General features: G+C 59.9%; 22 protein-coding genes. 12 read left to right on the forward strand and 10 right to left on the reverse strand.

The genetic code is table 11. The features are described from left to right. The first annotated feature begins 89 nt into the window (after positions 1–89). The 11 genes from G5287_RS10460 to G5287_RS10510 all read left to right on the forward strand — a co-directional run bounded on the left by G5287_RS10460 (position 90) and on the right by G5287_RS10510 (position 12,060). On the forward strand, positions 90–1,997 hold the full coding sequence (locus tag G5287_RS10460) for a PTS fructose transporter subunit IIABC (protein WP_421206234.1): 1,908 nt from the start codon (positions 90–92) through the stop codon (positions 1,995–1,997). A gap of 578 nt (positions 1,998–2,575) precedes the next feature. Next, positions 2,576–3,982, forward strand: coding sequence for a hexose-6-phosphate:phosphate antiporter (uhpT, locus tag G5287_RS10465; RefSeq protein WP_005334609.1), 1,407 nt, complete (start codon positions 2,576–2,578; stop codon positions 3,980–3,982). A gap of 218 nt (positions 3,983–4,200) precedes the next feature. Beyond that, a complete protein-coding gene (locus G5287_RS10470) occupies positions 4,201–4,506 on the forward strand; it encodes a PTS fructose transporter subunit IIB (protein ID WP_005334611.1) in 306 nt (101 codons plus the stop codon). Further along, positions 4,506–5,273, forward strand: a complete 768-nt coding sequence (locus tag G5287_RS10475) for a PTS sugar transporter subunit IIA (RefSeq protein WP_421206233.1) — start codon at positions 4,506–4,508, stop codon at positions 5,271–5,273. The genes G5287_RS10470 and G5287_RS10475 overlap by 1 nt, the downstream gene beginning before the upstream one ends. Positions 5,274–5,377: 104 nt before the next feature. After that, positions 5,378–6,301, forward strand: coding sequence for a 23S rRNA pseudouridine(2457) synthase RluE (gene rluE, locus G5287_RS10480; protein ID WP_421206232.1), 924 nt, complete (start codon positions 5,378–5,380; stop codon positions 6,299–6,301). Next, a complete protein-coding gene (locus G5287_RS10485; RefSeq protein ID WP_227343090.1) occupies positions 6,301–6,798 on the forward strand; it encodes an NUDIX hydrolase in 498 nt (165 codons plus the stop codon). The genes rluE and G5287_RS10485 overlap by 1 nt, the downstream gene beginning before the upstream one ends. Positions 6,799–6,948: 150 nt before the next feature. After that, a complete protein-coding gene (mnmA, locus tag G5287_RS10490) occupies positions 6,949–8,055 on the forward strand; it encodes a tRNA 2-thiouridine(34) synthase MnmA (protein WP_005353619.1) in 1,107 nt (368 codons plus the stop codon). Positions 8,056–8,078: 23 nt separating this feature from the next. After that, entirely contained in the window at positions 8,079–8,693 is a 615-nt protein-coding gene (gene hflD / locus G5287_RS10495; protein WP_005334622.1) for a high frequency lysogenization protein HflD, read from the forward strand. Between the two features lie 129 nt (positions 8,694–8,822). Continuing rightward, positions 8,823–10,193 carry an adenylosuccinate lyase gene (gene purB, locus G5287_RS10500; RefSeq protein ID WP_421231255.1) on the forward strand — a complete coding sequence of 457 codons (1,371 nt, stop codon included), beginning with the start codon at positions 8,823–8,825 and terminating at the stop codon, positions 10,191–10,193. A gap of 139 nt (positions 10,194–10,332) precedes the next feature. Continuing rightward, positions 10,333–11,463 (forward strand): cupin domain-containing protein, encoded by a 1,131-nt coding sequence (locus G5287_RS10505; protein WP_005353621.1) that lies wholly within the window; start codon positions 10,333–10,335, stop codon positions 11,461–11,463. Between the two features lie 183 nt (positions 11,464–11,646). Beyond that, positions 11,647–12,060: a hypothetical protein gene (locus G5287_RS10510; protein ID WP_266134046.1), complete on the forward strand. Its 414-nt coding sequence runs from the start codon at positions 11,647–11,649 to the stop codon at positions 12,058–12,060. A gap of 96 nt (positions 12,061–12,156) precedes the next feature. Here G5287_RS10510 and G5287_RS10515 read toward each other — a convergent pair whose 3' ends face one another. From G5287_RS10515 to G5287_RS10550, 8 genes are all read right to left on the reverse strand, one after another. Beyond that, positions 12,157–12,696 (reverse strand): GNAT family N-acetyltransferase, encoded by a 540-nt coding sequence (locus G5287_RS10515; protein WP_167556828.1) that lies wholly within the window; start codon positions 12,694–12,696, stop codon positions 12,157–12,159. A 6-nt stretch (positions 12,697–12,702) separates the two neighbouring features. Next, entirely contained in the window at positions 12,703–14,343 is a 1,641-nt protein-coding gene (locus tag G5287_RS10520; protein ID WP_421231256.1) for a GNAT family N-acetyltransferase, read from the reverse strand. Then, positions 14,343–14,957, reverse strand: a complete 615-nt coding sequence (locus G5287_RS10525) for a glutathione S-transferase family protein (RefSeq protein WP_323912678.1) — start codon at positions 14,955–14,957, stop codon at positions 14,343–14,345. The genes G5287_RS10520 and G5287_RS10525 overlap by 1 nt, the downstream gene beginning before the upstream one ends. Positions 14,958–14,993: 36 nt before the next feature. Beyond that, positions 14,994–15,632, reverse strand: a complete 639-nt coding sequence (pdxH, locus tag G5287_RS10530; protein ID WP_013723557.1) for a pyridoxamine 5'-phosphate oxidase — start codon at positions 15,630–15,632, stop codon at positions 14,994–14,996. Positions 15,633–15,772: 140 nt separating this feature from the next. Then, positions 15,773–16,108 (reverse strand): hypothetical protein, encoded by a 336-nt coding sequence (locus G5287_RS10535; RefSeq protein WP_227341066.1) that lies wholly within the window; start codon positions 16,106–16,108, stop codon positions 15,773–15,775. After that, on the reverse strand, positions 16,087–18,051 hold the full coding sequence (locus G5287_RS10540; RefSeq protein WP_421231257.1) for a reprolysin-like metallopeptidase: 1,965 nt from the start codon (positions 18,049–18,051) through the stop codon (positions 16,087–16,089). Before G5287_RS10540 ends, G5287_RS10535 begins: the two co-directional genes overlap by 22 nt. 252 nt (positions 18,052–18,303) lie before the next feature. Continuing rightward, entirely contained in the window at positions 18,304–18,633 is a 330-nt protein-coding gene (locus G5287_RS10545; RefSeq protein WP_227341068.1) for a hypothetical protein, read from the reverse strand. Then, positions 18,630–20,636 carry a reprolysin-like metallopeptidase gene (locus G5287_RS10550; protein WP_227341069.1) on the reverse strand — a complete coding sequence of 669 codons (2,007 nt, stop codon included), beginning with the start codon at positions 20,634–20,636 and terminating at the stop codon, positions 18,630–18,632. Before G5287_RS10550 ends, G5287_RS10545 begins: the two co-directional genes overlap by 4 nt. Before the next feature lie 222 nt (positions 20,637–20,858). On the opposite strand from G5287_RS10550, the gene G5287_RS10555 reads away from it, so the two are divergent. Next, positions 20,859–22,070 carry an RsmB/NOP family class I SAM-dependent RNA methyltransferase gene (locus G5287_RS10555; protein ID WP_047434271.1) on the forward strand — a complete coding sequence of 404 codons (1,212 nt, stop codon included), beginning with the start codon at positions 20,859–20,861 and terminating at the stop codon, positions 22,068–22,070. 106 nt (positions 22,071–22,176) lie between these two features. Here G5287_RS10555 and G5287_RS10560 read toward each other — a convergent pair whose 3' ends face one another. Together G5287_RS10560 and pflB are read right to left on the reverse strand one after the other, a co-directional pair. Further along, on the reverse strand, positions 22,177–22,566 hold the full coding sequence (locus G5287_RS10560) for a RidA family protein (RefSeq protein WP_227341070.1): 390 nt from the start codon (positions 22,564–22,566) through the stop codon (positions 22,177–22,179). A gap of 69 nt (positions 22,567–22,635) precedes the next feature. Next, positions 22,636–24,930 carry a formate C-acetyltransferase gene (pflB, locus tag G5287_RS10565; RefSeq protein WP_421231258.1) on the reverse strand — a complete coding sequence of 765 codons (2,295 nt, stop codon included), beginning with the start codon at positions 24,928–24,930 and terminating at the stop codon, positions 22,636–22,638. Positions 24,931–24,956: the final 26 nt, after the last annotated feature.

Here is a 24,956-nt window from a genome sequence, read left to right on the forward strand (position 1 = left end):
TGAGCCGCGATAATGATCAGGTCATTTTTATCCAGTACGTCGATACGTACTCACGCATAGCTTCCGTCACCGGAAGCGGGGAGAGCGCCATGATCACCACCTTGATCAATGAACATCTGATCAACCTCGATTTGAAAGCGACGCGTAAGGAAGAGGTCTTCACCGAGATGGCCCGCCTGCTGGCGTCGCAAGGCAAGGTCAGCAACGAGCAGGCCTTTATCAAGGATCTGTGGGCCCGCGAAGATCTGGGTAACACCGGCTTTGAAGAGGGCGTGGCCCTGCCCCACGCCAAGAGTGCGGCGGTGTGCAATCCGGCGGTCGCCATCGGCATCAGTCGCAACGGCATCGAGTACGGCGCCGAAGATGGCAAGCCGTCCCACATTTTCTTTATGATCGCCTCCCCCGATGGCGGCGCCAACCACCATATCGAAGTGCTGGCCGAGCTCTCCGGCAAGCTGATCGAAGAGGGCTTTATCGCCAAACTGCTGGCGGCAAAAACCCCGGCCGATGCGCTGGCGCTGCTGCTGACCAAGAAAGAGGAGCAGAGCGCGGCCCCGACCACCAGCAAGGGCTTTATCATCGGTGTCACCGGCTGCCCGGCTGGTATCGCCCACACCTATCTGGCGGCCGAGTCGCTGGAGCGCGCCGCCAAGGAGCTGGGTTATGAGGTGAAGGTGGAGACCAACGGCTCCATCGGCGTCAAGAACAGCCCGACCGCAGACGAGATTGCCCGCGCCACCGCCATCGTGGTGGCCTGTGACAAGCAGGTGGACATGGCCCGCTTCGCTGGCAAGCCGCTCATCAAGACCGGCGTGAAAGCCCCCATCAAGGATGGCAAGGGTCTGATCGAGCAAGCCCTGAAAGCCCCCGCCTATGTGGCTGGCAAAGAAGATACAAAAGGTGAAGAGAAGAGCGCGGGTGGCAGTTCCGATCTCTATCGCTACCTGATGAACGGCGTATCGCACATGATTCCGTTCGTGGTGACCGGCGGTCTGTTGATTGCGCTGGCACTGGCCATCGGCGGCAACCCGACCCCGAGCGGCATGCAGATCCCGGAAGGGAGCATGTGGAACCAGATCCTCAACGTGGGCGTGGCCGCCTTCACCCTGATGATCCCCATTCTGGCGGGCTATATCGCCTACGCCATCGGTGATCGTCCGGCGCTGGCACCGGGCTTTATCGGCGGCTGGATCGCCAACAACGGCAGCTTCTACGGCGCGGATGCCGGTACCGGCTTTATCGGTGCCATCATTGCGGGCCTCCTGGTCGGTTATCTGGTGCGCTGGATTGCCACTCGCCAGTACCACAAGATGGTGCAACCGCTGGTGCCGATCCTGATCGCTCCCATCGTCGGCTCCCTGTTTATCGCTGCGGTATTCATCTTCATCATCGGCGCCCCGATTGCCGACATGATGACCGGCCTCAACGCCATGCTGCTCTCCATGAGCGGTGGCAGTCTGGTGCTGCTGGGTATCGTGCTCGGTGGTATGGCTGGTTTTGATATGGGTGGCCCGGTCAACAAGGTGGCGTTCCTCTTCTCCGTCGGCATGATCGCCTCCGGCCAGACCCAGTTTATGGGCGCCATGGCTTGCGCCATCCCGGCTGCGCCCCTTGGCATGTCGCTGGCGACCGTGCTCGGTCGCAAGCTCGGTATCTTCGATGCTTCTGAAATCGAAGCGGGCAAAGCTGCCGGCGCCATGGGTCTGGTGGGTATCTCCGAAGGGGCGATTCCGTTCGCCGCCCGTGACCCGCTGGCCGTTATCCCGGCCAACATTCTGGGCAGCATGACCGCCGCTGTGATGGCCTTCCTGTTTGGCATCACCAACAGCGTTGCCCACGGTGGCCCCATCGTGGCCCTGCTGGGCGCCGTCAACAAGCCGCTGCTGGCCCTGCTCTGCATGATCTGCGGTGCCATCGTCACCGGCGTGGTGGCGGTTGCCCTGAAAAAACTGCGGGTCAAGAAGAGTGACGAGGTGACCCTGGCCAAGGCGGCCTGAGTGCCCCCTCGCCATCGCGGCTCGTAAAACATGACAAGAGGCCACCCCACGGGGTGGCCTCTTGTTTTTGGGATGGCTGGCGGGCTGTATTCCCCAATATCGACACTCACGAAATGGTGGTCGATAAGCCCTATCCCTTAACTTCTCCCTTCACCTCTCCCCTTGCCTTTCCCTGGCTCCCTTCTGGCCTCTCCCCTCCTCAGCCCAGCACTCAAACAGAGCGCCAAACTGGCTGAAATGGCAGCAATCCGGCGTCAGCGGTGTGATGTTTCTCACGCTTTGTCCGCGAAAGCGCAAAAACTAGGAAAATTTCCTATCCCCACTAGGGATGGCTCTCAAGCCATTTTTTGCCCCTCTTATTAGAGTCACCCCACCTGATGTCGTGACCCGCACCGCGACGGGCAATGTGCCCCGTCATCCCGTGCCGGGCCCGGGTTTATATGGATGGAGCGTCGAGCGCAGCAACGGCTGACAGCCCCGACGTTCCGTTCTCCCTTCCGTGGCGTGACCTCGAACAACCTATCTACAAATGAGGGGCGCGGCGGAAATACCGTCTATCTCGCAGAGGATGAACGAAGATGTTGAAATTGCTCCAACAGGTCCGGGTCCCCACCCTGGACCTGCCGGTCGAAGCCCGGCGCAAGCTCTGGTTCAAGCCGTTTATGCAATCTTATCTGGTTGTATTTATTGGCTATTTGACCATGTATCTGATCCGCAAGAACTTCAACATTGCGCAAAATGACATGATCCAGGAGTACGGTCTCTCCATGACCGAGCTTGGCATGATCGGCCTTGGCTTCTCCATCACCTACGGGGTAGGCAAGACCATCGTCTCCTACTATGCCGATGGCAAGAACACCAAGCAGTTCCTGCCGCTGATGCTGATCCTCTCCGCGCTGTGCATGCTGGGCTTCAGTGCCAGCATGGGCGGCACCGGTTTCAGCCTCTACTTCATGATCTTCTTCTATGCCCTGAGCGGTTTCTTCCAGAGCTGTGGCGGTTCGTGCAGCTACTCCACCATCACCAAGTGGACCCCTCGCAACAAGCGCGGCACCTATCTGGGTATGTGGAACCTCTCCCACAACGTGGGCGGTGCCGGTGCGGCCGGTGTGGCGCTGTTCGGTGCCAACTACCTGTTTGATGGCAACGTGCTCGGCATGTTTATCTTCCCCTCCATCATCGCGCTGATCGTCGGCTTTATCGGCCTGCGCTTTGGTAGCGATTCACCGGAAGCCTATGGCCTTGGCAAGGTGGAAGAGCTGTTTGACGAAGTGGCGAGCGAAGAGGATATCGCCACCGAAGAGCAGAAGCTGACCAAGTGGCAGATCTTCGTGAAGTATGTGCTGCTCAACAAGGTGATCTGGCTGCTCTGCTTTGCCAACATCTTCCTCTACGTGGTGCGTATCGGTATCGACCAGTGGTCTACCGTCTATGCCCACCAGGAGCTGGGCTTCTCCAAAGACGTGGCTATTCAGGGCTTTACCTTCTTCGAAGTGGGCGCACTGGTCGGCACCCTGATGTGGGGTTACCTCTCCGACCTGGCCAATGGCCGTCGTGGTCTGGTTGCCTGTGTGGCACTGGCGCTGATCATCGCCACCCTGGGTCTCTACCAGCATGCGACTACCCAATTTATGTTCCTGGGCTCCCTGTTCACCCTGGGCTTCCTGGTGTTTGGTCCGCAGTTGCTGATCGGCGTCGCCGCCGTGGGCTTCGTCCCCAAGCAGGGCATCAGTGTGGCCGATGGTGTCAAGGGCACCTTCGCTTACCTGATTGGTGACAGCTTCGCCAAACTGGGTCTGGGCATGATCGCCGATGGCACCCCCATTTTCGGTCTGACCGGCTGGACCGGCACCTTCGCGGCGCTGGATATCGCAGCCGCCGCCTGTCTGGTGCTGATGGGTTGTGTCGCGGTCGCCGAGGAGCGCAAGATCCGCCGCATCAAGCGCGAACTGAAAGCCGCCGAGCTGGCTGCCCAGACCGCCTGATAGCCATAACAACAGACGCAGATTGTGCAGGGCCACCCACAGGGGTGGCCCTTGTTGTTTGGGAAAATCCCAATCCCTGCAGGCCCATATCAACCTGCACTGCCGTTCAAGGGACGGGCATATCCCCATCAAGATCCCACTTTTCATATGGACTTTTGGTAAAAGCCCCCCGCTGGCGCTATCTTGTTGCTCCCCCTTGTCAGCATCACAGAGAGCAGATGAAGATCGTCGCCGTCACCGCTTGCCCGACCGGTATCGCCCATACCTATATGGCTGCCGATGCCCTGCAAAAAGCCGCCACTGGGCTGGGACTCAAGATCAAGGTCGAGACACAGGGCGCCATGGGCATGGAAAACATGCTGACCGCCCGCGATATTGCCAGCGCCGACCTGGTGCTGATTGCCTCCGATATCGAGATTGAGCAGAAAGAGCGCTTCCTCGGCTGCACCATCCATCAGGTGAGACTGGAAACCGTGCTGCTGGATGCCAACGCCGTACTCAAGGCCCTGCCGATCCCGGCCTGATGCTGACCCGCGAAATCACCTTCTACTGCCAGCAGGGGTTGAGCATCACCCAGGCCAAGCAGTTGAACCGGCTGGCGGGGATGTTCAAATCCACCATCCGCTGTGCCAACCTCACCCGGCGCCAGACCGTTGCCGCCAGCAACCAGCTCTCCCTGTTGACCCTCGCCACCCAGCCCGGCGATCTCTGCCAGTTGCAAATTGAAGGGTGCGATGCCGAGCTCGCCCACATGGCCTTCACCTGCTGGTGCGGCGAACTGGGTCAACCGCTGGTGCGCCCACGCACCGCCGCGCTGGCGGAGTTGCGACTGGCCAACGTCCTGCCCGACTACCATTTTGCCCTGCGCCAGCTGGCCCACAGCCCCGAACCGCTGACCAAGGCCGAAGCGCTCGAGCATCTTATCGATCTGCTGCCCGCCGAACTGATCACCGACCGCGCCACACTGACCGCCGCGGTGGAGCGGCGCGAGCAGGTCTCGGCCACCATCATCCGCCCCGGCCTTGCCATGCCTCATGTATTGAGCGAAGGGATCAGCCAGCCAGCGCTGACCCTACTCAATTGCAAGGAGCCCATTGAGTGGGGCTCTCAAATCGGGCCGGTGCAGACCGTTATTCTGCTAGCGGTGCCGGTTGGTAGCGGACGGGAGACCCTGCGCCCCCTTACCCGACTGGCGCAGGCGATGATCGACGATGTGGTCAGCCACGCCCTGCTGTTGGCGGGCTCGGCCCCCGCCCGTCAGGCTATCGTGATCGAGAGCCTGCTGAGCTAGGCGAAGTGGCTCTGGGCGCTGCTTGCTGTAACGCCAGCCATTCATCCAGCCCTCAGCACCCTGTGGTACACTCGCTGCCATCGTCTGTCTGAAGTGTGTATCCGATGAAATCTCCCCGCTCCCGTCTCTCTGTCAGCCGCGCGCCGCGCGATAACGCCCCGCGCACGGCGGCCAAACCAGCCGCCCCCCGCCATGCATCCCCCCGCAAACCGGAGCTGGCCCCAGAGGATCGCAAATTGCTCCTGCTGAACAAGCCCTACATGGTGCTCTGCCAGTTCACCGACGAGGCGGGCCGCGAGACCCTCAAGGATTACATCAAAGAGCCCGGCATCTATGCCGCAGGGCGGCTCGATCGCGACAGCGAGGGGCTGCTGCTGCTCACCAACGATGGCAAGCTGCAGGCACGCCTCACCCAGCCGGGGGAGAAGACCCCCAAGACCTACTGGGTGCAGGTAGAAGGCATCCCGAGCGAGGAGAAACTGGCCGCCCTGCGCGCCGGGGTGGAGCTCAATGACGGCATGACCCTGCCCGCCGGGGCGCGCATCATGGATGAACCTGCGGTGTGGCCGCGCAATCCGCCGATCCGCGAGCGCAAGGAGATCCCCACCAGCTGGCTGGAGATCAAAATCATCGAGGGACGCAACCGGCAGGTACGGCGGATGACCGCCCATATCGGCCACCCCACCTTGCGCCTTATTCGCTACGCCATCGGCGACTGGACCCTGGATGGACTGGCACCCGGCGAGAGCCGCAGCCTGCCCGCCCCCGAGCTGGTGCCGAGCTCCAGCAGCCGCCCGCGTCCCTCCTCATCTCGTTCAGGCGCTTATACCGCCAAACCGGCCAAACCGGCAGGGGAGGCACCACGGCGGGCCAGCCAGCCGAGACGGGACGAGCGCCCCCGCAGCACTCACCCAACCGAGCGCGCAGCCACGAACCCGACCGGCGGCAAACCCCGCAGCAGCGGTCGAGGAACGGCACGCAGACCCGCCCGTGCGGGCAATCCCAATAACAACGACAAGGAGTCATGATGAGCAATCAGGCAGAGCAATCGGCCACCAGCCACGCCCGCATGGAGGCGCGCCTGACGGTCGCCGCCCTGGTGCAGTGGCAGGGGCGCTTTCTGGTGGTGGAAGAGGAGATAAAAGGCCAGCGCCGTTTCAACCAGCCCGCCGGCCATGTGGAGCCGGGGGAAAACCTGCTTGAAGCGGCCTGTCGTGAGCTGAAAGAGGAGACGGGTCTGACCGCCACGCCGACCGCCTGGCTTGGTACCTATCTGTTCAAACCGGCCGACAGCGAGGCCACCTATGTGCGCACCGCCATCATCTTCGACCTTGAAAAAGCGCCGGGTCAGCACCATCCAGAGGATCCTGACGGCGATATCCTCGCCTGCCACTGGCTCACCCTGGAGGAGATCGCCGAGTGCAAACCGGCCCTGAGAAGCCCCTTGGTGTGGCAGTGCATCGAGGATTATCTGGCGGGCACCCGCCTGCCGCTCTCTGCGCTCAAGGCCTTTATCCAGAGCTAGGGGCAGAGCAGGCATCCGCTGGCAATCGCCACAAGAAAAACGATTTCCTGTCGCAAGGTTCCTGATGGGGACAGTGGCATGGAGATGTGACCGGGGGCGCAAAACTCTGGTAGAATACGCCCCGTTTAAACGAACTGGTAACTTCGACTAATGACAGACAACAGCCAAATCAAGGTGATCGTCGGCATGTCCGGCGGCGTGGATTCTTCCGTCTCGGCCTACCTGCTCCAGCAGCAGGGCTATCAGGTCGAAGGCTTGTTCATGAAGAACTGGGAAGAAGACGACACGGACGAGTACTGCTCTGCCGCCCAGGATTTGGCTGATGCCAAGGCCGTCTGCGACAAGCTGGGGATGAAACTCCACACCATCAACTTCGCGGCCGAGTACTGGGACAATGTGTTCGAGCACTTCCTCGAAGAGTACAAGGCTGGCCGCACGCCAAACCCCGATATCCTTTGCAACAAGGAGATCAAGTTCAAGGCGTTCCTCGAATTTGCCGCCGAAGAGCTGGGTGCCACCTACATCGCCACCGGCCACTATGTGCGCCGTGACGACAGCACCGGCCGCCCGCGCCTGCTGCGCGGTCTCGATACCAACAAGGATCAGAGCTACTTCCTCTATACCCTGAGCGAGAAGCAAGTGGGTCAGAGCCTGTTCCCGGTTGGCGATCTGGAGAAGCCCGAGGTGCGCCGCATCGCCGAACAGCTGGATCTCATCACCGCCAAGAAGAAAGACTCCACCGGTATCTGCTTTATCGGCGAACGCAAGTTCAAGGACTTCCTGGCCAAGTTCCTGCCCGCCCAACCCGGTAAAATCGAGACCGTGGATGGCAAGGTGATCGGCGAGCATCAGGGTCTGATGTATCACACCCTGGGCCAGCGCAAGGGGCTCGGTATCGGTGGTCGTAAAGATGCCACCGAAGAGGCCTGGTATGTGGTCGACAAAGAGGTCGAGCGCAACGTGCTGGTGGTGGCGCAGGGCGAGCATCCCCGCCTCTACTCCGACGGTCTCATTGCCAGCCAGCTGCACTGGGTGGATCGCACTCCCATTCGCGAGCCCCGCCGCTGCACCGTCAAGACCCGCTACCGTCAGCAGGATATCCCCTGCCTGATCCAGCCCATCGACGACGAGACCATCCGGGTCATCTTCGACGAGAAACAGGCTGCGGTGACCCCGGGCCAATCCGCCGTCTTCTACGACGGGGAAGTGTGTCTGGGCGGCGGTATCATCGAACAACGTTTCAGCCATCCGGTTTGAATCCTTAACAGAAGGCAGCAGACGTGAGCGACAAATTCCAAGACAGAACAATGGCCTTTGCCGGCATCTGCCAGGCCGCGTATCTGGTGCAGAAGGTGGCCCGAGACGGCAGCTGTGACGAGGCGGCCCTGCGCGAGAGCCTCTCCAGCATTCTGGTGACCAACCCGAGCCAGCCGCTCGAGGTGTTCAACAACACCCATCTGGCCATTCGCGACGGCTACCGTGCGCTGGTCGAGCAGCTGGGTGCCGACGGCAGCCAGAAAAATGCCGAGCTGACCCGCTACGTGGTAAGCCTGATTGCACTGGAGCGCAAGCTGGCCAAGCGCAAGGACATTCTCAACATGCTGGGTGAGCGGATCAGCCAGATTGGCCGCCAGCAACAGCACTTCGATCTGCTCGACGAGCAGATTTTGGCCAACATGGCGAGCATCTACAGCGATCTTATCAGCCCCATCGGGCCACGCATCCAGGTGGCGGGTACCCCGCTGTTCCTGCAGCAACCGCTGGTGCAGCACAAGGTGCGCGCCCTGCTGCTGGCAGGCATTCGTGCCTGCGTGCTGTGGCGCCAGCTCGGTGGCAGCCGCACCCAGATCATCTTCGCTCGCAAGAAGATGGTGGAGCTGGCCAAACGTTACTAATCATCGGCTCGTGCGCGGGCAAGCGAGGTCGACATCAGGGTGAACAGCCGCACATCAGCCTTGATGACGACTCAGCCCCACGCGCGAGTGGATACGGATCCCCCACACAAATCATCAGGAGTTCACCCCATGGAGCTGTCCGCGCTGACTGCTGTTTCCCCGATTGACGGTCGTTATGGCGACAAGGCCGATGCCCTGCGCCCTATCTTCTCCGAATTCGGCCTGCTGCGTTTTCGCGTCGAAGTCGAGGTGCGCTGGTTGCAAAAACTGGCCAGCCACGCCGGGATCCCGGAAGTCCCTGCCCTGAGCGCGGCCGCCAACGCCCTGCTCGATGGCATCGTCAGCAACTTCAACGAGAGTGACGCCGCCCGCATCAAACAGATCGAGCGCACCACCAACCATGATGTGAAAGCGGTGGAGTACTTCCTCAAAGAGAAAGTCGAAGTGAACCCGGAGCTGGCGGCTGTCAGCGAGTTCATCCACTTCGCCTGCACCTCAGAAGACATCAACAACAACTCCCACGGTCTGATGCTGAAAACCGCTCGCGAAGAGGTCATCAAGCCTTATTGCGAAAAGCTGATCAGCGAGCTCAAGCGTCTGGCCCACGAGTACCGTGACATGCCGCTGCTCTCCCGCACCCACGGCCAGCCGGCGACCCCGAGCACCATGGGCAAGGAGATGGCCAACGTCGCCTACCGTCTGGAGCGCCAGTTCAAGCAGATCATGGCGGTGGAGATCCTCGGCAAGATCAACGGCGCAGTCGGCAACTACAACGCCCACCTCAGCGCCTACCCGGATGTGGACTGGCACCAGTTCTCCGAGCAGTTTGTTACCTCCTTGGGCCTGACCTGGAACCCCTACACCACCCAGATCGAGCCGCATGACTACATCGCCGAGCTGTTCGACGCCATGGCCCGCTTCAACACCATCCTGATCGACTTCGACCGCGATGTGTGGGGTTACATCTCCCTGGGCCACTTCAAGCAGCGCACCATCGCGGGGGAAATCGGCTCCTCCACCATGCCGCACAAGGTCAACCCCATCGACTTCGAGAACTCCGAAGGCAATCTGGGTCTGGCCAATGCCGTGTTCCAGCATCTGGCGAGCAAGCTGCCTATCTCTCGCTGGCAGCGTGATCTGACCGACTCTACCGTACTGCGCAACCTGGGTGTGGCGGTGGGTTACTCACTGATTGCCTATCAGGCGACCCTGAAGGGCATCTCCAAGCTGGAAGCCAACGACGCCGCCATGGCCGCCGATCTGGATGCCAACTGGGAAGTGCTGGCCGAGCCGATCCAGACCGTGATGCGCCGCTACGGTATCGAGAAGCCCTACGAGAAACTCAAGGAGCTGACCCGTGGTCGCCGCGTCGATGCCGAAGGGATGCGTACCTTTATCGACACCCTAGAGTTGCCGGAAGCGGTCAAGGTTGAGCTGAAGAAGCTGACCCCGGCCAACTACATCGGTGACGCCCAGCGTCTGGTCGATCTGCTGAAGTAAGCCAACCGGCAGTGACGAAGGGGCCCTGTGCACGATACGCCACAGGGCCCCTGTTATTTTCCCTGCCACGGCAGGATCCCGAGTGGCTTTTCCCAAGCCTGCCTTGGGCAAAACCTCTTTGCGAGACACGAGAAACAGCATGTACGAACTCAATCTGGATATCGCTCACTTCCTTGAGCACTACTGGCAGAAGCGCCCGCTCCTTATCAAGGGTGGCTTCAAGGACTTTCAGGATCCCATCAGCCCGGACGAGCTGGCGGGTCTGGCCATGGAAGAGGTGGTAGAGTCCCGCCTCGTCACCCGTTTCGACGGCAAGTGGGATGCTGCCCACGGCCCCTTCGAATCCTACGACCATCTGGGCGAAGAGAACTGGACCATTCTGGTACAGGCTTGCAACCACTGGGCTCCCGAGGTGAACGAGCTGGCGGTGCCGTTCCAGTTCATTCCGGGCTGGCGCTTTGACGATGTGATGGTGAGCTTCTCCACCCCCCATGCGGGTGTCGGCCCCCACATCGACAATTACGATGTGTTTATCACCCAGGGTCTGGGCAAACGCCACTGGCGGGTTGGCGATGCCAAGCCGCTCAACGAGTTTGCCGCCCACGCCGCCCTGCTGCACTGCGAGCCGTTCGAGGCGATCATCGACGTCATCATGGAGCCGGGTGACATTCTCTACATTCCGCCCGGATTCCCCCACGAAGGCTACGCCATCGAGCCCTCCATGAACTTCTCGGTGGGCTTCCGCGCGCCGGATGCCAAGGCGCTTATCTCCTCCTTTGCCGATCACCTGATCGACAACGAGGTGCGTACCGAGCGTTACGGCGATGCAGATCTCAAGCCCCGCGCCCGTCACGGCGAGATCCAGCCCCACGAGCTGCACCGTCTGCGCGAGCTGATGCAGCAGGCCCTCGATGACGAGACTCTGTTCAAGGAGTGGTTCGGCACCATGATCTCCGAGGCCAAGCACGATCTGGACGTCAATCCGGTCGAGCCGGACTACAGCGCCGAGGAAGTGGCCGACCTGCTGACCCAGGGCGAGCCAGCCATCAAGGTGCCGGGTCTGCGCACCGTCTGGTTTAGCGGCGAAAGCCAGCAGTGCTTCATCGACGGCGAAGCCTGGACCCTGCAGAGCGAAGACGCGGCCGCCATTTCGCTGTTGTGTGACAAAGACATCATCACTCAAGCCGATATGGTGGAGCTGGCCGATCAGGCCGGTTTCCTGCAACTGCTGACCCGTCTCGTCAACCGCGGGTACTGGTTCTTCAACTGATCCAGCGATGACTGAACGACAAAAAGGCTCCTTATGGCGCCTTTTTTGTCACTCAGATACGGTTCAATTAACAATCGATGCGCGAAACTGAACCCACTCTTGATGAACCGACAAGTGGTGATTTATTGAACTAAGATCGATGAGTATCATGCGTCCGTCCCTGTTCAAAAGAGAAGCGCCACCATGCAAATCACCTCCCGACCCATGCCGCTGCCCGATTACGGCAAATACCCCTCCTCTCCGACTGTCACACCCGAGCAGGTCAGTCAGGCCCGTAACGAAGCACTGGCCAAGAAGGATGAAGTGCAGGCGCAGAGCGAAGAGAAAGCAACGGCTCGCAGAACTCTGGCGGTCTCTTATACGGCCAACCAGCAAGATAAGGCCGTGGTGGAGCGCTACCTGGAGGCCAGCGGTCAGGAGAGCGACAGCAAGTCGGGCCCGAGCACAGCGGAACTCTATCAGGCGGCCAATCGCTACCAGCGCCAGCAGAATCTGAGCGACTACATGCAATTCCAGCAGAGCCCGCTCGCCCAGCAGATGGGTGACATGGTGGGCGAAGATAATCGCAAGGGCACCCAGCTCGACATCATTGCCTGAGCCAATTTGCTCGAATAAGCCCGGCAGGGACCAATACAAGACGAAAAAGCCCTCGATGAGGGCTTTTTCGTTATGGCTTGTCGCTGCGACGTCTCGCTATAAATGGGACACTTCTGCCTGCGCGTCCGGCAGCTCGTCGGGGAGTTCATCAAACAGGGGGTGATAGAGCACCTCACCCTGCACACCCGAAAAACCGCGCTCCTGCAGCTCCATCGCCATAAAGCAGTCGGCAGGCACCTCATAGATGCAGTGCAGGCCAAACTCGCTGGCCGGGCGGAAACCGAAACGGCTGTAATAGGCCGGATCCCCGAGTACAACCACCCCTTTCCAGTCCATCTCGAGCGCCGTATCAAGCCCTTCACGGATAAGATCCGAGCCAATCCCCTGGCCTTGCCAGTCGGGATGAACCGCGACCGGCGCCAGACCGAGCCAAGGCCCTTCCATGCCGTTAATGGTGATCGGGCTTAGCATCAGGTGCCCCATGAACTCGTACTCTTCCTCTTCGACCATGGTCACCACGGCAGCACCACATTCGCGCAGGCGGTTGACCAGTTCGGCCTCATCGGAACGACCGAAGGCGGCACTCAGCAGCTCATAGACCGGCAGCATGTCACCGGGGCGCTCGGTTCTCAACATCAGGTATTACTCCTCGTACAGCAGAGCAGGCATTATTCCACATAACGGCTGGTCACTCTGAGTACCTTTGTCCAAAAATGGGAGGGTGCACTCAGGAAAACGAGCTGCAAACTGCTGCTGCAAGGCGGTTAGCGTCGCCGGGGTGACCCTGTTCATCGCCTCCCGGTAGGCAAGCCAGAGGGCGGGAGCCTCCCGCGCCAACCGCTCAAAGGTCAGTTCGGGCGTTTGATGCCAACAACCATCCAGCTCATCGACCAGCTCCGGCAGCTCCACCAGCAGCCGTAACTGCTGATAGCGTATCTGCGACGAGTCACCGTTGCCGCCCAGCGCCTGCGCCATCAATTGGTTGAACCAGTGGAGCCGTGATGCGCGCTCCTCGCGGCTGAGCAGCGCTGGCCCCTGCCGCTGCAGCGCGGCCAGTTGCAGCAGCCACGCCAGCCCCTGTTCATCCCTGTCTTTCAGCAAGACGCCGCCAAGATGGGACAACAGCTCCGGTTCGGCCTGCTCCAGCAGTTCGACGGGGTAAAAGTGCAGCTCCAGAGACCTCTCAAGATGCGGCGGGCAGCGAATAGAGCAGGACACCTCCCCCGCGCCCCTCTCATCCACAAAGAGCGAGATAGCCAGCTTGCCGTTGGTACTCTGCCGATCCAACGTTACAGGATCGCGCAGGATCACCACGGCGATCCGCTCATCCGCCAGCCAATGATCAATCTCATCAAGTAAAGGGGCTGGCAAGGAGAGGGGGCGATCCAGCCGCCAGTAGCTCACCTCACACGACTGGCGACCGCTGATATGGCGCCGCCCGCGATAGTGCATGCCCACTTTTGCCATCACCCGGCCGGAGGCTAAATTGTCTGGCATATGGCGAGCCGTCAGCGCTGGCAGTTGCAGTTGGTCAAGGGCGAACGCTTTGACCAAGCTTGCTGCCCGGGTCGCCAGACCGCGATTCTGCCAGGGCACGCCCACCCACCAGGCCAGTTCGCCATTCCAGTGCAGGGAGATCACCCCAAGCAACGCCGCACCTTGCTCCTCTGGCAAGGTGATGGCCCAGCTCCAGCCAAGGCCAAGCGCCGCCTTGCGCCAGCTGAGGGCCAGCCAGTCGCGGGCCCCCTCCGGCGGATAGGGGTGAGGAATATTGAGGGTGTAGCGCGCCAGCGCCTCGTCGCTGCAGTAGCGCACTATCTCGCGCTCATCGGCGGCCTGCAGTGGTCGCAATACGACACCTGATAGCAAATGCCCCTCAGCCAGGGTCGGCACCGTCACGCGGAGCGCCAGCAGGCGATTAAGCACGGCGCCCAAATCGGTCTCGGGGGTGAGCGGCAGATCGGCCCCCACAGGGCCAAGGGTGAGCAGTCCCTGCTCCCTGGCGAGGGTCAATAGGGAAGTAGAGGCGCTGATCAGGATCTGGCGGCTGGGATCAACATGAAAATCCACCAGCAGATCCCCATCGAGCCAGGCAGCCAGCAGGGCTCCCGGGCAGAACACCCCGTCTGGAGGGCTGCTCGCCCAGGGTGCATCGGTTTGATCGAGGGCGGCCGCCGCCTCTTTGCCCAGCAGCAGCTGCCAGCGATGACCTTGCTGCTGCCAGTGCAGCAACAGCGCAGCCCACTGCGGTTGCCACAGACTGGCCTCGATCAGCAGTTCCATCAGCTGGCCTGACAGGCCGCTGGCAGCGTCAGGTGACGGGGATGGGCTTCGATACGGGCGATCCAGCTACGGATAGCGGGCCACCCCTGCAGAGAGAAGATCCCCTCCTCTGCCACATGGGTGTAGGCATAAAGGGCGATATCGGCGATGGTCGGCGCATCACCGCACAGGTAGGGGCTCTGTTTCAGCTGCTGCTCCATTACCGCCAGCGCCTTCTCGCCACCGGCTTTCAGACCGTCGAGCCGCGCCTCCTGCGACTCGGGTCGGCCGAGATAGTGAACGATAAAGCGGGCCACCGCGATGTAGGGCTCATGGCTGTACTGCTCAAAGAACATCCATTTGAGCACCTCGGCCTGCTGGCGCGGCTCGGTTGGCCACAAGGTACTGCCTTGCCCCAGATAGAAGAGGATGGCGTTGGATTCCGCCAGCGTATCGCCCTGGCCAATCTCCAGCACCGGGATCTTGCCGTTGGGGTTCATGGCCAGAAATGCGGGGGTACGGGTATCCCCCGCCTGAATATCCACCTCAACCCACTCAAGGGGCAACTCCAGCCAGCGGGCCAGCAGCCACACCTTGTAGCAGTTGCCGGAACGCAGATCACCATACAGACGCATACACACTCCTTGTGAAAACAGATTTGAACAGCGCGATCAGGGAGCCAGACGCTCGATATGCCAGCCATCCCCTTCGCGGGTGTAGTAGAAGCGGTCGTGCAGTCGGTGCTCGCCCCCCTGCCAGAACTCCACTGTCTCGATCACTACCCGGAATCCGCCCCAGAAGCTCGGCAGCGGCACTTCGCCATTGGCGAACTTCTGCTTGAGCTCGAGGAACTTGGCCTCCAGCACGCCGCGGGCCGAGATGCGGGTCGACTGCTTGGAGACCCAGGCAGCGATCTGGCTATCCTTGGGACGGCTGTGGAAATACTTCATCACCTCGAAGGTGCTCATCTTCTCCACCCGACCGGTCACATGAACCTGTCTGTCCAGCGTGTGCCAGGGGAAGAGCAGGCTGATTCGAGGATTGCCTTCCAGCTGCTGCGCCTTACGGCTACCCATGTTGGTGTAAAAGACCATCCCCTGGGCGTCGTAGTGCTTGAGCAGCACAGTGCGCTGCCAGGGCTGACCATCGGCATCCACCGTCGCTACCACCATGGCGGTGGGATCGGTCAGTTTGGCCTCACAGGCCTGCGCCAACCACTTCTCGAACAGCGCCAGCGGCTCGGCCGGCAGATCGGCCCGGTGCAGCCCGCCACGGGAGTATTCACGGCGCAGATCAGCAACATCCATCATCTTGATTTTCCTTCAAATAAATAATGGTTCCACGACCATCAAGAGAGTGACGCAGGCATTGTGCTCCGCTCATCTGTCAGTGACAAGCCATAACACAGCGGGGAGGCAACTGCCTCCCCGCTGTGTTTACCTGCAAACTATTACCTCTGAATCGCCTCCGGCATGCACCTTTCCAGCATCTGTCGGTTATATCGGGTGGCATAGTCAATCCGCTGCTCAAACTCCGCCTCCTTGCCCATCTCAATCACATCGCCGAACCCTTTCAGATAACGGACTCCGCACCGGGTTCTCGCTTCTGCTTGCAATGACTCCACAACCCCCGGGGCCATGCCGCCACGCCCGCCGCGCACGATGAGCCGATAATCCTGAGCAGCAAGACTCTCATCTATTGCCTCGGTCAGTGATGCGGCCACAACAGGCGCTGCGCAGATATGCAGAAACAGCAAACTGACGGCTAACCGTAATACCTGCGCCATCCGGCTGCACCTCCCATCAGGATGATCACAATGATACTCACCGCACCACCACCGCCGCCGCCACCCGTATTGTTGTCGGTAATGACAGTTGCACTTTCCGTAGTGGCCGACGCATTACCTCTTATCCCATTGATAGAGAAAAAAATATTATTGCTGCATGCCAGCTTCAGCCTAGCCGTGCTGATCAACGGTGCAGGCAACACCACACTGGCCGAACCGTTATTGACAAGCCCGCTTGCCAGCGTAGTCCAGCTAGAACCGCCATTCTGTGTCAGTGCCAAATCCACGCTGGGACAGTTGATAGGAGGCTGATCGGTCCCAGCAACATTCCATGTCACTAGCTGAGTGCTACCCGCCACCATGGCGCCAATCTGCGGGGCTGTGATGGCAAATGCCGCGCCGGTATTGATCACCTGCACCACCATCTCATCACTGCTGACCGCCCCCTGACCATCACGTACGGTAAGGCGGAACTGGAGATTGCGATTGGTCGCTGGCCACGCCTCCCCTTTGGCCAGCACACCCGTGATCAGCGAGCTCATGGCAGGCAAGGTTCGGCGGGGATCCGAAGTTGGCGAGACAAAGCGAAACAGCGGGCGTGACCCATCATCCACCATGGTGGCCAAACTGCTGGATGCGTTGCCCAGATCCACCTGCTCCCAGGTGTAACTCAAGGCATCTCCATCCAGATCCAGCGCACTACCGACAAGAGTGAAAGGCGTATTGGCGGGGATCACCCTATCGCCCCCCGCATCCACAACCGGCGCGTTATTGGCAAGCGCCAGGTCGGTGCCGCAGGAGGGCAGAGAGGCCATCAGAGCCCGCATCTGCTCGATCGACTTGCTGTGAAAGAAAGGTGTGCTGTTAACCTGCAGATTCTCCTCACCACAGATCCCGGCATAGGCCATGATGGTCGAGCCACTGCCCGGTTCCCAGGCTGAGCTAGCCTTGCGACCCGTGGCACAACTGTCGGCCATGCCATTGAAGGAGTGCTCTGCCCCCAGCTGGTGCCCCAATTCGTGAGCCACATAATCAATAAAGAATGCATCACCGATAGGCTGTGAGCCTCCGGTCATGCCCCGTGAACGGCTGAAAGGGTTGCATAAAGATCTCAGGGTCGCCACCCCGCCGCCTGATGTCGCCAGCAGATGGCCCAGATCAAAAGAAGGATTGAGCAACACCCCCTGTTGGGTCTGGTTGATTGCGATATCCTGGGTCGAGTTGGTGAAAGGATCCGTCGCAGGATCGGTGAAAATCACATTATCCGTATCAGCTGCAAGCTGAAACTCGGCCCCCACATCACGGCGATAGACTTCATTGACCCGATTAAGCAGTGTTGCAATCGCCGAGAGTGCTGCAACCTTGGTACCACCGTGATACTGGGTATATTCCCCGGTTGCCGAGATAGCGATAGTGTAGCGCTTGCGCAAATTGCCATCGACCAGCACAGCTCGCTCACGCTCGATACCATGAGGATCAATCACCTGATCCACATCCTGTCGCCGCCAGGCATCTTGCTGTTCATAAACGGCATAAGAGAAACCGTCCTGAAGCGGATCGACATAAAAGGTACGCCCCTGATGGGTAAACATACCGTGAAAACCATGTATGGTGACATCAAATCGGCCTGTATCCGCCGCCCGATCGATAGCCTTCCCACTGTAAGTATTGATAGAAGGGTAGCGCTGGGCCAAAGGCTCCGGGAGCAAGGCATTGGGATGAACATCAAACTGCACCGTAGTGCCATCCGGCAGTGGCAAAGTCAACACACTGGCGAGATGCCCGGGCTCAAAAGGCTTGTCAGGAACCACCACTCTGACCTTTTCAGCTCGCACATCATAGATCCCTCCCCTTTCCAAGTTTTCATCCATGAAGGTCCACTGTGGTTCTGCTGCAACCTGAACAGACAAACTGGTGATAATCACCGCAATGCCATGCTTCATAGAGCCTCCTTGCCCTACCCTGGTGACAACAAGTATGGTGCAGCGTCAATTGACGATCTGCGTGACAGACAGAAAAGAAAATTCGCACAAAACTTCTGTCACGCTGAGACATCGTGCTACACCCACGCTCCCCATCTCAGGCGATACAGACTGACCCCATTCAACAACGGAAAAAAGTGAAGGCGCCATTGGCGCCTTCACGGATAGATAGGGGGCTGAATATCCCCCCATTTGGATTGGTTCGTTGGCGTATTACTGCTTATCCGCGCCCGATGCTATCGGGCAATGAATCACCATGCGCCGGTTAAACTCGCTGGCGTAGGCACTCAGTTTGGCATGCGTTTCGTGCTGGCCGGGCCTTATCACATCGCCCAATCCATCCAGATAACGCTTGCCACAGCGCGCCTTGGCCTCTGCCTGCTGCTCGGCTGCAATACCGGGGGCGAACTCTCCCCGCCCCGCGATCACGATGAGGCGGTAATCCTGCCTGGCAAGGTTTGCACTCAGCTCCTGCTCCAGGGTGCTGGCATCGACCCGACAACCGCCGAGCATGGCAAGCAGCAACAGGGGGATTCCCCTCATGTGCGCCTCCGTTGCCAGCCAAGCAGCGCCAGTGCTAGCGTCCACAATCCGAGCACCCCGCCACCACCACCGCCACCTGAATTAGAGCCACCTTGCACCAGAGGCAATTTGAGGGGACTGATGGCAAAGAAGATGTTGTCGCTGCAAGCCACTTTCAGCCTGACACTGCTGGTGAGGTTGCCCGGCAGGGTCACTGTGGCAGAGCCGCTGTTGGGCTGGCTGGAGACGAGGAGTGCCCAGCTAGCACCCTCGTCCTGGGTTACAGATATATCCACCTTGCTGCAACTGATGGGTGGCAACGTGGTGCCAGCCACGTCCCATGTCAGTGACTGACTCCCCCCGGGCGTGAGGGTGACCCCGGAAATTGGGCTGGTGATGCGAAATGCTGTGCCGGTATTGACCACCTGCACCTTCATGTCATCGCTGGCAACGCCACCCTGACCATCTCGCACCGTCAGTCTGAAATTGAGATCCCGGTTGGTGGTCGGCCAGGCCTCTCCTTTGGCAAGCGTGCCGGAGAGCAGGGATGGCAAACTCGGCAGGATCCGCTCCGGCGATGCCGTGGGAGAGACAAAACGAAACAGCGGCCGGGAGCCATCGTCAACCATGGTAGCGACGCTGCTCGATTCGGTGCCTTTGTCGATCTGCTCCCAGTTGAAGAGCAGAGGGTTACCATCCAGATCCGCCCCCGCCCCCTTCAGGGCAAAGGGCGTATTGGCCGGGATCACATAATCGTTGCCGGCCGCAACCTGCGGAGCATTATTGCTCAACGCGAGCGTGGTTCCGCAGGTCGATTCGCTCGCCATATGAGCTCGCATCTGCTCGATGGACTTGCTATGGAAATAGGGATCGCTGTGTGGCTGGATATTCTCCTCACCGCAGATGCCGGCATAGGCCATGATGGAGCTGCCACTGCCCGGCTCCCAAGCTTGCTCCTCAGCACGGTTACCCGCACCACAATTGCCGGTCGTGCCGTTGAAGGTATGCTCGGCACCAAACTGGTGGCCAATTTCATGGGCCACATAGTCTATAAAGAAAGCATCACCGACTGGTTCTTTTGAACCCGTCATGCCAGATGACTTGGCGCCATAGGCGTAATAGGGTGGCAGGGTATCAACACATAACACCCCCAAACTCGCCAAACCACCGCCTCCAGTATTGAGGACATGGCCGATATCAAATGCCCCCACATCCCCGGCAGCAAACGCCTGAGCCTGCACATCTACGTTCAGATCAGCATCCGCATTGGTGTTATCAAAGGGATCACTGGCCGGATCGGTAAAGACCAGGTTGTCATTGCCACTGGCCAATACAAACTCTGCCCCCACATCCTGTTGATAGACCTGATTCACCCGGTTGAGCAGGGTTGTGATGGCCGCCATGGTCAGTACCCTGGAGCCTCCGTGGTATCGGGTATATTCCCCCGTCGCCGAAATGGCGATGGTGTAGCGCTTACGCACATTACCATCCACCTGCACCCTTTGCTGCAACGCCCTGTCGGCATCATGGCCAAGCACCTTGTCCGCCTCATCCTCCAGGCGACTATGGGCATCCTGCTGGTAATAGACGGCATACCCTTCGGCATTGCGCAGCGGATCGACAAACACCATCTTGCCCTGATGGCTGAACATGGCATGGAAACCCTGTGGCCCCAGATCGAAGCGCCCCGTCTCTATCGGATGCGCCGGGTTGTACCCCTTGAAGGTGCGGATCTGCGGATACTTGGCGGCAAGATCTGCAGGCAGCAAGTCGTAGGCTTCCAGAGCAAAGGTGACCTCCCCCCCATCGGGCAGCGGCAGGGTCAGCTCACTCACCCCGGCTTGCAGTCCGGCAAAATAGTCGAGCGGCACCTTGGCCACTCGAAACTGATTGGCCCGCACCTCATAACCTTGCTCCGCAGTCGCTCTGGCGGCTACCGTGCTCCACTCGCTGGCCATCAGGCTGGTTGAGCCCAGCATGCTGGCAACCAGCAAGGCCACCCTAGAGTATTTCGTCACATGCATTGTTTTTAGTCCTTGTATTAATGCAATCGCCTGAATTGCGGCCTGTACTTTATTTTTATTCGGCCACATCAATACAAAGCTGAAGCAACCCTTTCCACCATTCCCGAGTGGGAGTGTTGCGCCAACCCCGTCTAACCCCTATCATTGCGCGGATTTGTCAATTTTAGAACTGCTCCTCTTCACAAAGGTGCGGTTCATCTTTATCTGGCCAAGGTTAATCTCATGCTCAAATCCCCACTGTTGCCCCGTTTCGGGGATCTGGTCGTTGCCATTGTTGACGATGTGCTCGGTCAGGGTCTTACCCTCGACCGCGCCTATGCCCGTCACTTCTCCGGCATCGAACTCAAACCGCAAGAACAGGCAAGGATTGCCCTGGTCACCGGCGACCTGCTGCGCCGTCTCAGCCTCTATTGTTTCCTCACCGGTATTCAGGTGCGTCAGGCCGAAAAGAATGTCTGGCCACTGCTGCACAGCTGGCACGCCTTCCACAAAATTGCCCAGCCCAATCACCCGACCCTGGATCGCTTCAATGAAGAAGCATTCCGCCGCCGTCTGACCGAGGCGAAGAAGAACCCGGTATTGATGGATGGTTGCCCGAGCTGGCTGGAGAAACTGGGTAGCGAGCAGCTGGGTGAAGCCTGGCCTGCCGAGCGTGCCGCCCTGGCCTGGATGCCCAAGCGCTACCTGCGGGTCAACACCCTCAAGTGCACCCGTGATGAACTGCAAGCCATGCTGGCCAAAGAGCAGGTCACCACCATTCCGGTTGAAGGTGTGGAGACTGCCCTGCAGGTCACCTCTGACGCCGCCCTGTTCCGTACCAAGGCCTTTGCCGATGGTTGCTTCGAACAGCAGGACGCTGGCTCCCAGCTGGTTGCTGCCGCTTTGGAAGTTGCCCCAGGCATGCGGGTGATCGACGCCTGCGCCGGTGCCGGTGGCAAGACCCTGCATATCGCCGCCATGATGCAGGGTAAAGGCCGTCTGCTGGCAATGGATGTGGAAGAGTGGAAGCTGGAGAACCTCAAGCAGCGCGCCCGTCGCGCCGGTGCCCACAACGTGGAGACCCGGGTCATCACCAGCAGCAAGACCGTCAAGCGCCTCAAAGAGAGCGCCGACCGCGTACTGCTTGACGTGCCCTGTTCCGGTCTTGGCGTACTCAAGCGCAATCCGGATGCCAAGTGGCGTGATACCGCCGAGCGTCTGCCGGTGCTGGTCGCGCTGCAAGAAGAGATCCTGCAGCGTTACAGCCAGATGGTGAAAGTCGGCGGCCTGCTGGTCTATGCAACCTGCTCCATCCTGCCCGAGGAGAACCGCCAGCAGGTGGACAAGTTCCTCGCCGCCAACGAAAACTTCCGTCTGCGTGACGATCACACCGTGAGCCCGTCCGAGACCGGCTTCGACGGCTTCTACATGGCTCGTATCGAACGGATCGCCTGATCCAGAATGACCTGCTCCTTGCGCCCTTATCGCGCACGGCGGGTTCGATGAAAAAAGAGCGGCAGGCCTCGAGCTGCCGCTCTTTTTATTGATAAGGATCGCCGCGTCAGGACTCCAGCGCAGCAATCGCCTCTATCTCGATCTTCACATCCTTCGGTAACCGAGCCACTTCTACGCAGGAGCGAGCCGGATACATGGCATCGTGCTCGGTGAAGAAGTCGTTGTAGACCCGGTTGACCGCAGCAAAGTCGTTCAGATCCGAGACAAACACCGTGGTCTTGAAGATGTTTCGCACCTCGCCGCCTGCCGCCTCGACAATCGCCTGTACGTTTTGCAGGGAGCGCAGGGTCTGCGCTTCGATCCCCTCCGCAACGTCGCCGCTCACCGGGTCCAGCGGGATCTGACCGGAGGTGTAGAGGATGTTGCCAATCCGGGTGGCCTGCACATAGGGGCCGATGGCGCCCGGCGCCGCTTTGGTAGTGATAACCTGTCGCATCTGTTACTTCCTCGTGCTGACAAACAAAAAGTAGGCCCGGAGCAAGCCTGCTCACCCCGGGCATGAGAGTTACATCATGTTGGTGAAAGTTCTGGAGATGACGTCCTGCTGCTGCTCGCGGGTCAAGGCGTTGAAGCGCACCGCATAGCCGGAGACCCGGATGGTCAGGCTGGGGTACTTGTCCGGATTGTCGATGGCATCCAGCAGCATCTCGCGGTTCATCACGTTGACGTTGAGGTGCTGCCCCCCTTCCACATCCCGCTCGTGATGGAAGTAGCCATCCATCAGCCCCACCAGATTGTTCTCGCGATTGGCGGGTTCCTTGCCGAGCGCCCCCGGCACGATGGAGAAGGTGTAGGAGATCCCGTCCTTGGCGTATTTGAACGGCAGCTTGGCCACCGAGGCGAGCGAAGCGACCGCCCCCTTGCTATCCCGACCGTGCATCGGGTTGGCCCCCGGGGCAAACGGGGCACCGGCGCGGCGGCCATCCGGGGTGTTGCCGGTCTTCTGGCCATAGACCACGTTGGAGGTGATGGTCAGGATCGACTGGGTCGGTACCGCATTGCGGTAGGTCGGCAGCGCCTGGATCTTCTTCATGAAGCGCTCGACCAGATCGCAGGCGATGGAGTCGGCCCGCTCGTCGTTGTTGCCGTACTGGGGATACTCCCCCTCAATCACGAAATCGACCGCCAGCCCGTCAGCATCGCGCACCGGCTTGACCCGGGCGTACTTGATGGCCGCCAGCGAATCGACCGCCACCGACAGACCGGCAATGCCGCAGGCCATGGTGCGATAGACGTCGCGATCGTGCAGCGCCATCAGCGAGGCCTCATAGCTGTACTTGTCGTGCATGTAGTGGATCAGGTTCAACGCGCTGATGTACTGCACCGCCAGCCAATCCATAAAGCTGTCGAGGCTGGCCATGACGGTCTCGTAATCCAGCACCTCGTCCATGATGGGCGCCACTTTCGGGCCGACCTGGATCTTCAGCTTCTCGTCCACCCCGCCGTTGATGCAATAGAGCAGGGTCTTGGCCAGGTTGGCGCGGGCACCGAAGAACTGCATCTGCTTGCCGATCACCATGGGGCTCACGCAGCAAGCGATGGCGTAGTCATCGCTCTCGAAGTCGGTGCGCATCAGATCATCGTTCTCATACTGCAGGGATGAGGTATCGATGGAGACGCGGGCCGCATAGGTCTTGAAGGCCCGCGGCAATCCTTCCGCCCAAAGGATGGTGAGGTTGGGCTCGGGCGCCGGCCCCATGGTCTTGAGGGTGTGGAGATAACGGAAGGAGCTCTTGGTCACCAGAGTACGACCATCCAGCCCCATACCACCGATCACCTCGGTCGCCCAGATGGGATCGCCGGAGAAGAGGGAGTCAAACTCGGGAGTTCGCAGGAAGCGCACCATGCGGATCTTCATGATGAAGTGATCAACCAGCTCCTGGGCATCCTGCTCGCTGATAAGCCCCGCCTTCAGATCCCGCTCGATATAGATGTCGAGGAAGGTGGCAGTACGACCGAGGGACATGGCCCCGCCATTTTGCGACTTCACCGCCGCCAGATAGGCAAAGTAGAGCCACTGCACTGCCTGCTGCGCCGTGCGTGCTGGCCCTGAGATATCGAAGCCGTAGTTGGCAGCCATCTGCTTGATCTGCACCAGTGCCCGCTTGTGCTCTGCCAGCTCCTCGCGCTGACGGATCACCTGCTCCAGATTCTCGCCACGCTCGAGGGTCGGTTGCAAATCGGCGAACTGCAGCTCCCGCTCACGGATTAGATAATCTATGCCATAGAGCGCGACCCGACGATAATCTCCGATAATGCGACCACGGCCGTAACCATCCGGCAAACCGGTCAAAATTCCCGATTTTCGGCAGCGCAACATCTCGGGAGAGTAGACGTCGAACACTCCCTGGTTATGGGTTTTGCGCAATTCGCTGAAGGTATATTCAAATTCGGGATCCATCTCCCGGCCATATGCTTCAAAAGAGCTGCGGATCATATTTACGCCGCCAAACGGGTGCAGCGCTCTTTTAAGGGGCTTGTCGGTTTGCAGGCCAACAATCTTTTCCAGCCCCTGCTCGATATAACCCGGCCCGTGGGCAGTAATGGTCGTGGCAATATTGGTATCAAAATCGACCGGTGCGTGGGTGGCATTCTCAATGCAGATCCCCTCCATCACCTTATTCCACAAAGTGGTGGTCGCTTCGGTCGCATCTGCTAAAAACTGTTCGTCACCTTCATAGGGGGTGTAGTTCTGCTGGATAAAATCACGGACGTTGATCTCGTGCTTCCAGTTTTCACCGGCAAACCCTTGCCATGCCTGACGGAATTTATCCTGATCCAATTGCATATCAACTTTCATCAAATAAACCTCATTCACTACTCATG

It is taken from the genome of Aeromonas sp. 603079, from assembly GCF_049172135.1.
In the GTDB taxonomy this organism is placed as follows: domain Bacteria; phylum Pseudomonadota; class Gammaproteobacteria; order Enterobacterales; family Aeromonadaceae; genus Aeromonas; species Aeromonas veronii.

Bases quoted from the DNA above. Each gene is read 5' to 3' on its own strand.
- pdxH (WP_013723557.1), bottom strand. From the start codon at position 15,632: ATGATGGATGTTGCTGATCTGCGCCGTGAATACTCCCGTGGCGGGCTG.
- G5287_RS10485 (WP_227343090.1), top strand. From the start codon at position 6,301: ATGAGCAATCAGGCAGAGCAATCGGCCACCAGCCACGCCCGCATGGAG.
- G5287_RS10525 (WP_323912678.1), bottom strand. From the start codon at position 14,957: ATGCGTCTGTATGGTGATCTGCGTTCCGGCAACTGCTACAAGGTGTGG.
- G5287_RS10470 (WP_005334611.1), top strand. From the start codon at position 4,201: ATGAAGATCGTCGCCGTCACCGCTTGCCCGACCGGTATCGCCCATACC.
- G5287_RS10550 (WP_227341069.1), bottom strand. From the start codon at position 20,636: ATGCATGTGACGAAATACTCTAGGGTGGCCTTGCTGGTTGCCAGCATG.
- purB (WP_421231255.1), top strand. From the start codon at position 8,823: ATGGAGCTGTCCGCGCTGACTGCTGTTTCCCCGATTGACGGTCGTTAT.
- rluE (WP_421206232.1), top strand. From the start codon at position 5,378: ATGAAATCTCCCCGCTCCCGTCTCTCTGTCAGCCGCGCGCCGCGCGAT.
- G5287_RS10460 (WP_421206234.1), top strand. From the start codon at position 90: ATGATCACCACCTTGATCAATGAACATCTGATCAACCTCGATTTGAAA.
- G5287_RS10505 (WP_005353621.1), top strand. From the start codon at position 10,333: ATGTACGAACTCAATCTGGATATCGCTCACTTCCTTGAGCACTACTGG.
- G5287_RS10555 (WP_047434271.1), top strand. From the start codon at position 20,859: ATGCTCAAATCCCCACTGTTGCCCCGTTTCGGGGATCTGGTCGTTGCC.
- mnmA (WP_005353619.1), top strand. From the start codon at position 6,949: ATGACAGACAACAGCCAAATCAAGGTGATCGTCGGCATGTCCGGCGGC.
- G5287_RS10510 (WP_266134046.1), top strand. From the start codon at position 11,647: ATGCAAATCACCTCCCGACCCATGCCGCTGCCCGATTACGGCAAATAC.
- G5287_RS10515 (WP_167556828.1), bottom strand. From the start codon at position 12,696: ATGTTGAGAACCGAGCGCCCCGGTGACATGCTGCCGGTCTATGAGCTG.
- uhpT (WP_005334609.1), top strand. From the start codon at position 2,576: ATGTTGAAATTGCTCCAACAGGTCCGGGTCCCCACCCTGGACCTGCCG.
- G5287_RS10560 (WP_227341070.1), bottom strand. From the start codon at position 22,566: ATGCGACAGGTTATCACTACCAAAGCGGCGCCGGGCGCCATCGGCCCC.
- pflB (WP_421231258.1), bottom strand. From the start codon at position 24,930: ATGAAAGTTGATATGCAATTGGATCAGGATAAATTCCGTCAGGCATGG.
- G5287_RS10475 (WP_421206233.1), top strand. From the start codon at position 4,506: ATGCTGACCCGCGAAATCACCTTCTACTGCCAGCAGGGGTTGAGCATC.
- G5287_RS10535 (WP_227341066.1), bottom strand. From the start codon at position 16,108: ATGGCGCAGGTATTACGGTTAGCCGTCAGTTTGCTGTTTCTGCATATC.
- G5287_RS10545 (WP_227341068.1), bottom strand. From the start codon at position 18,633: ATGAGGGGAATCCCCCTGTTGCTGCTTGCCATGCTCGGCGGTTGTCGG.
- G5287_RS10520 (WP_421231256.1), bottom strand. From the start codon at position 14,343: ATGGAACTGCTGATCGAGGCCAGTCTGTGGCAACCGCAGTGGGCTGCG.
- G5287_RS10540 (WP_421231257.1), bottom strand. From the start codon at position 18,051: ATGAAGCATGGCATTGCGGTGATTATCACCAGTTTGTCTGTTCAGGTT.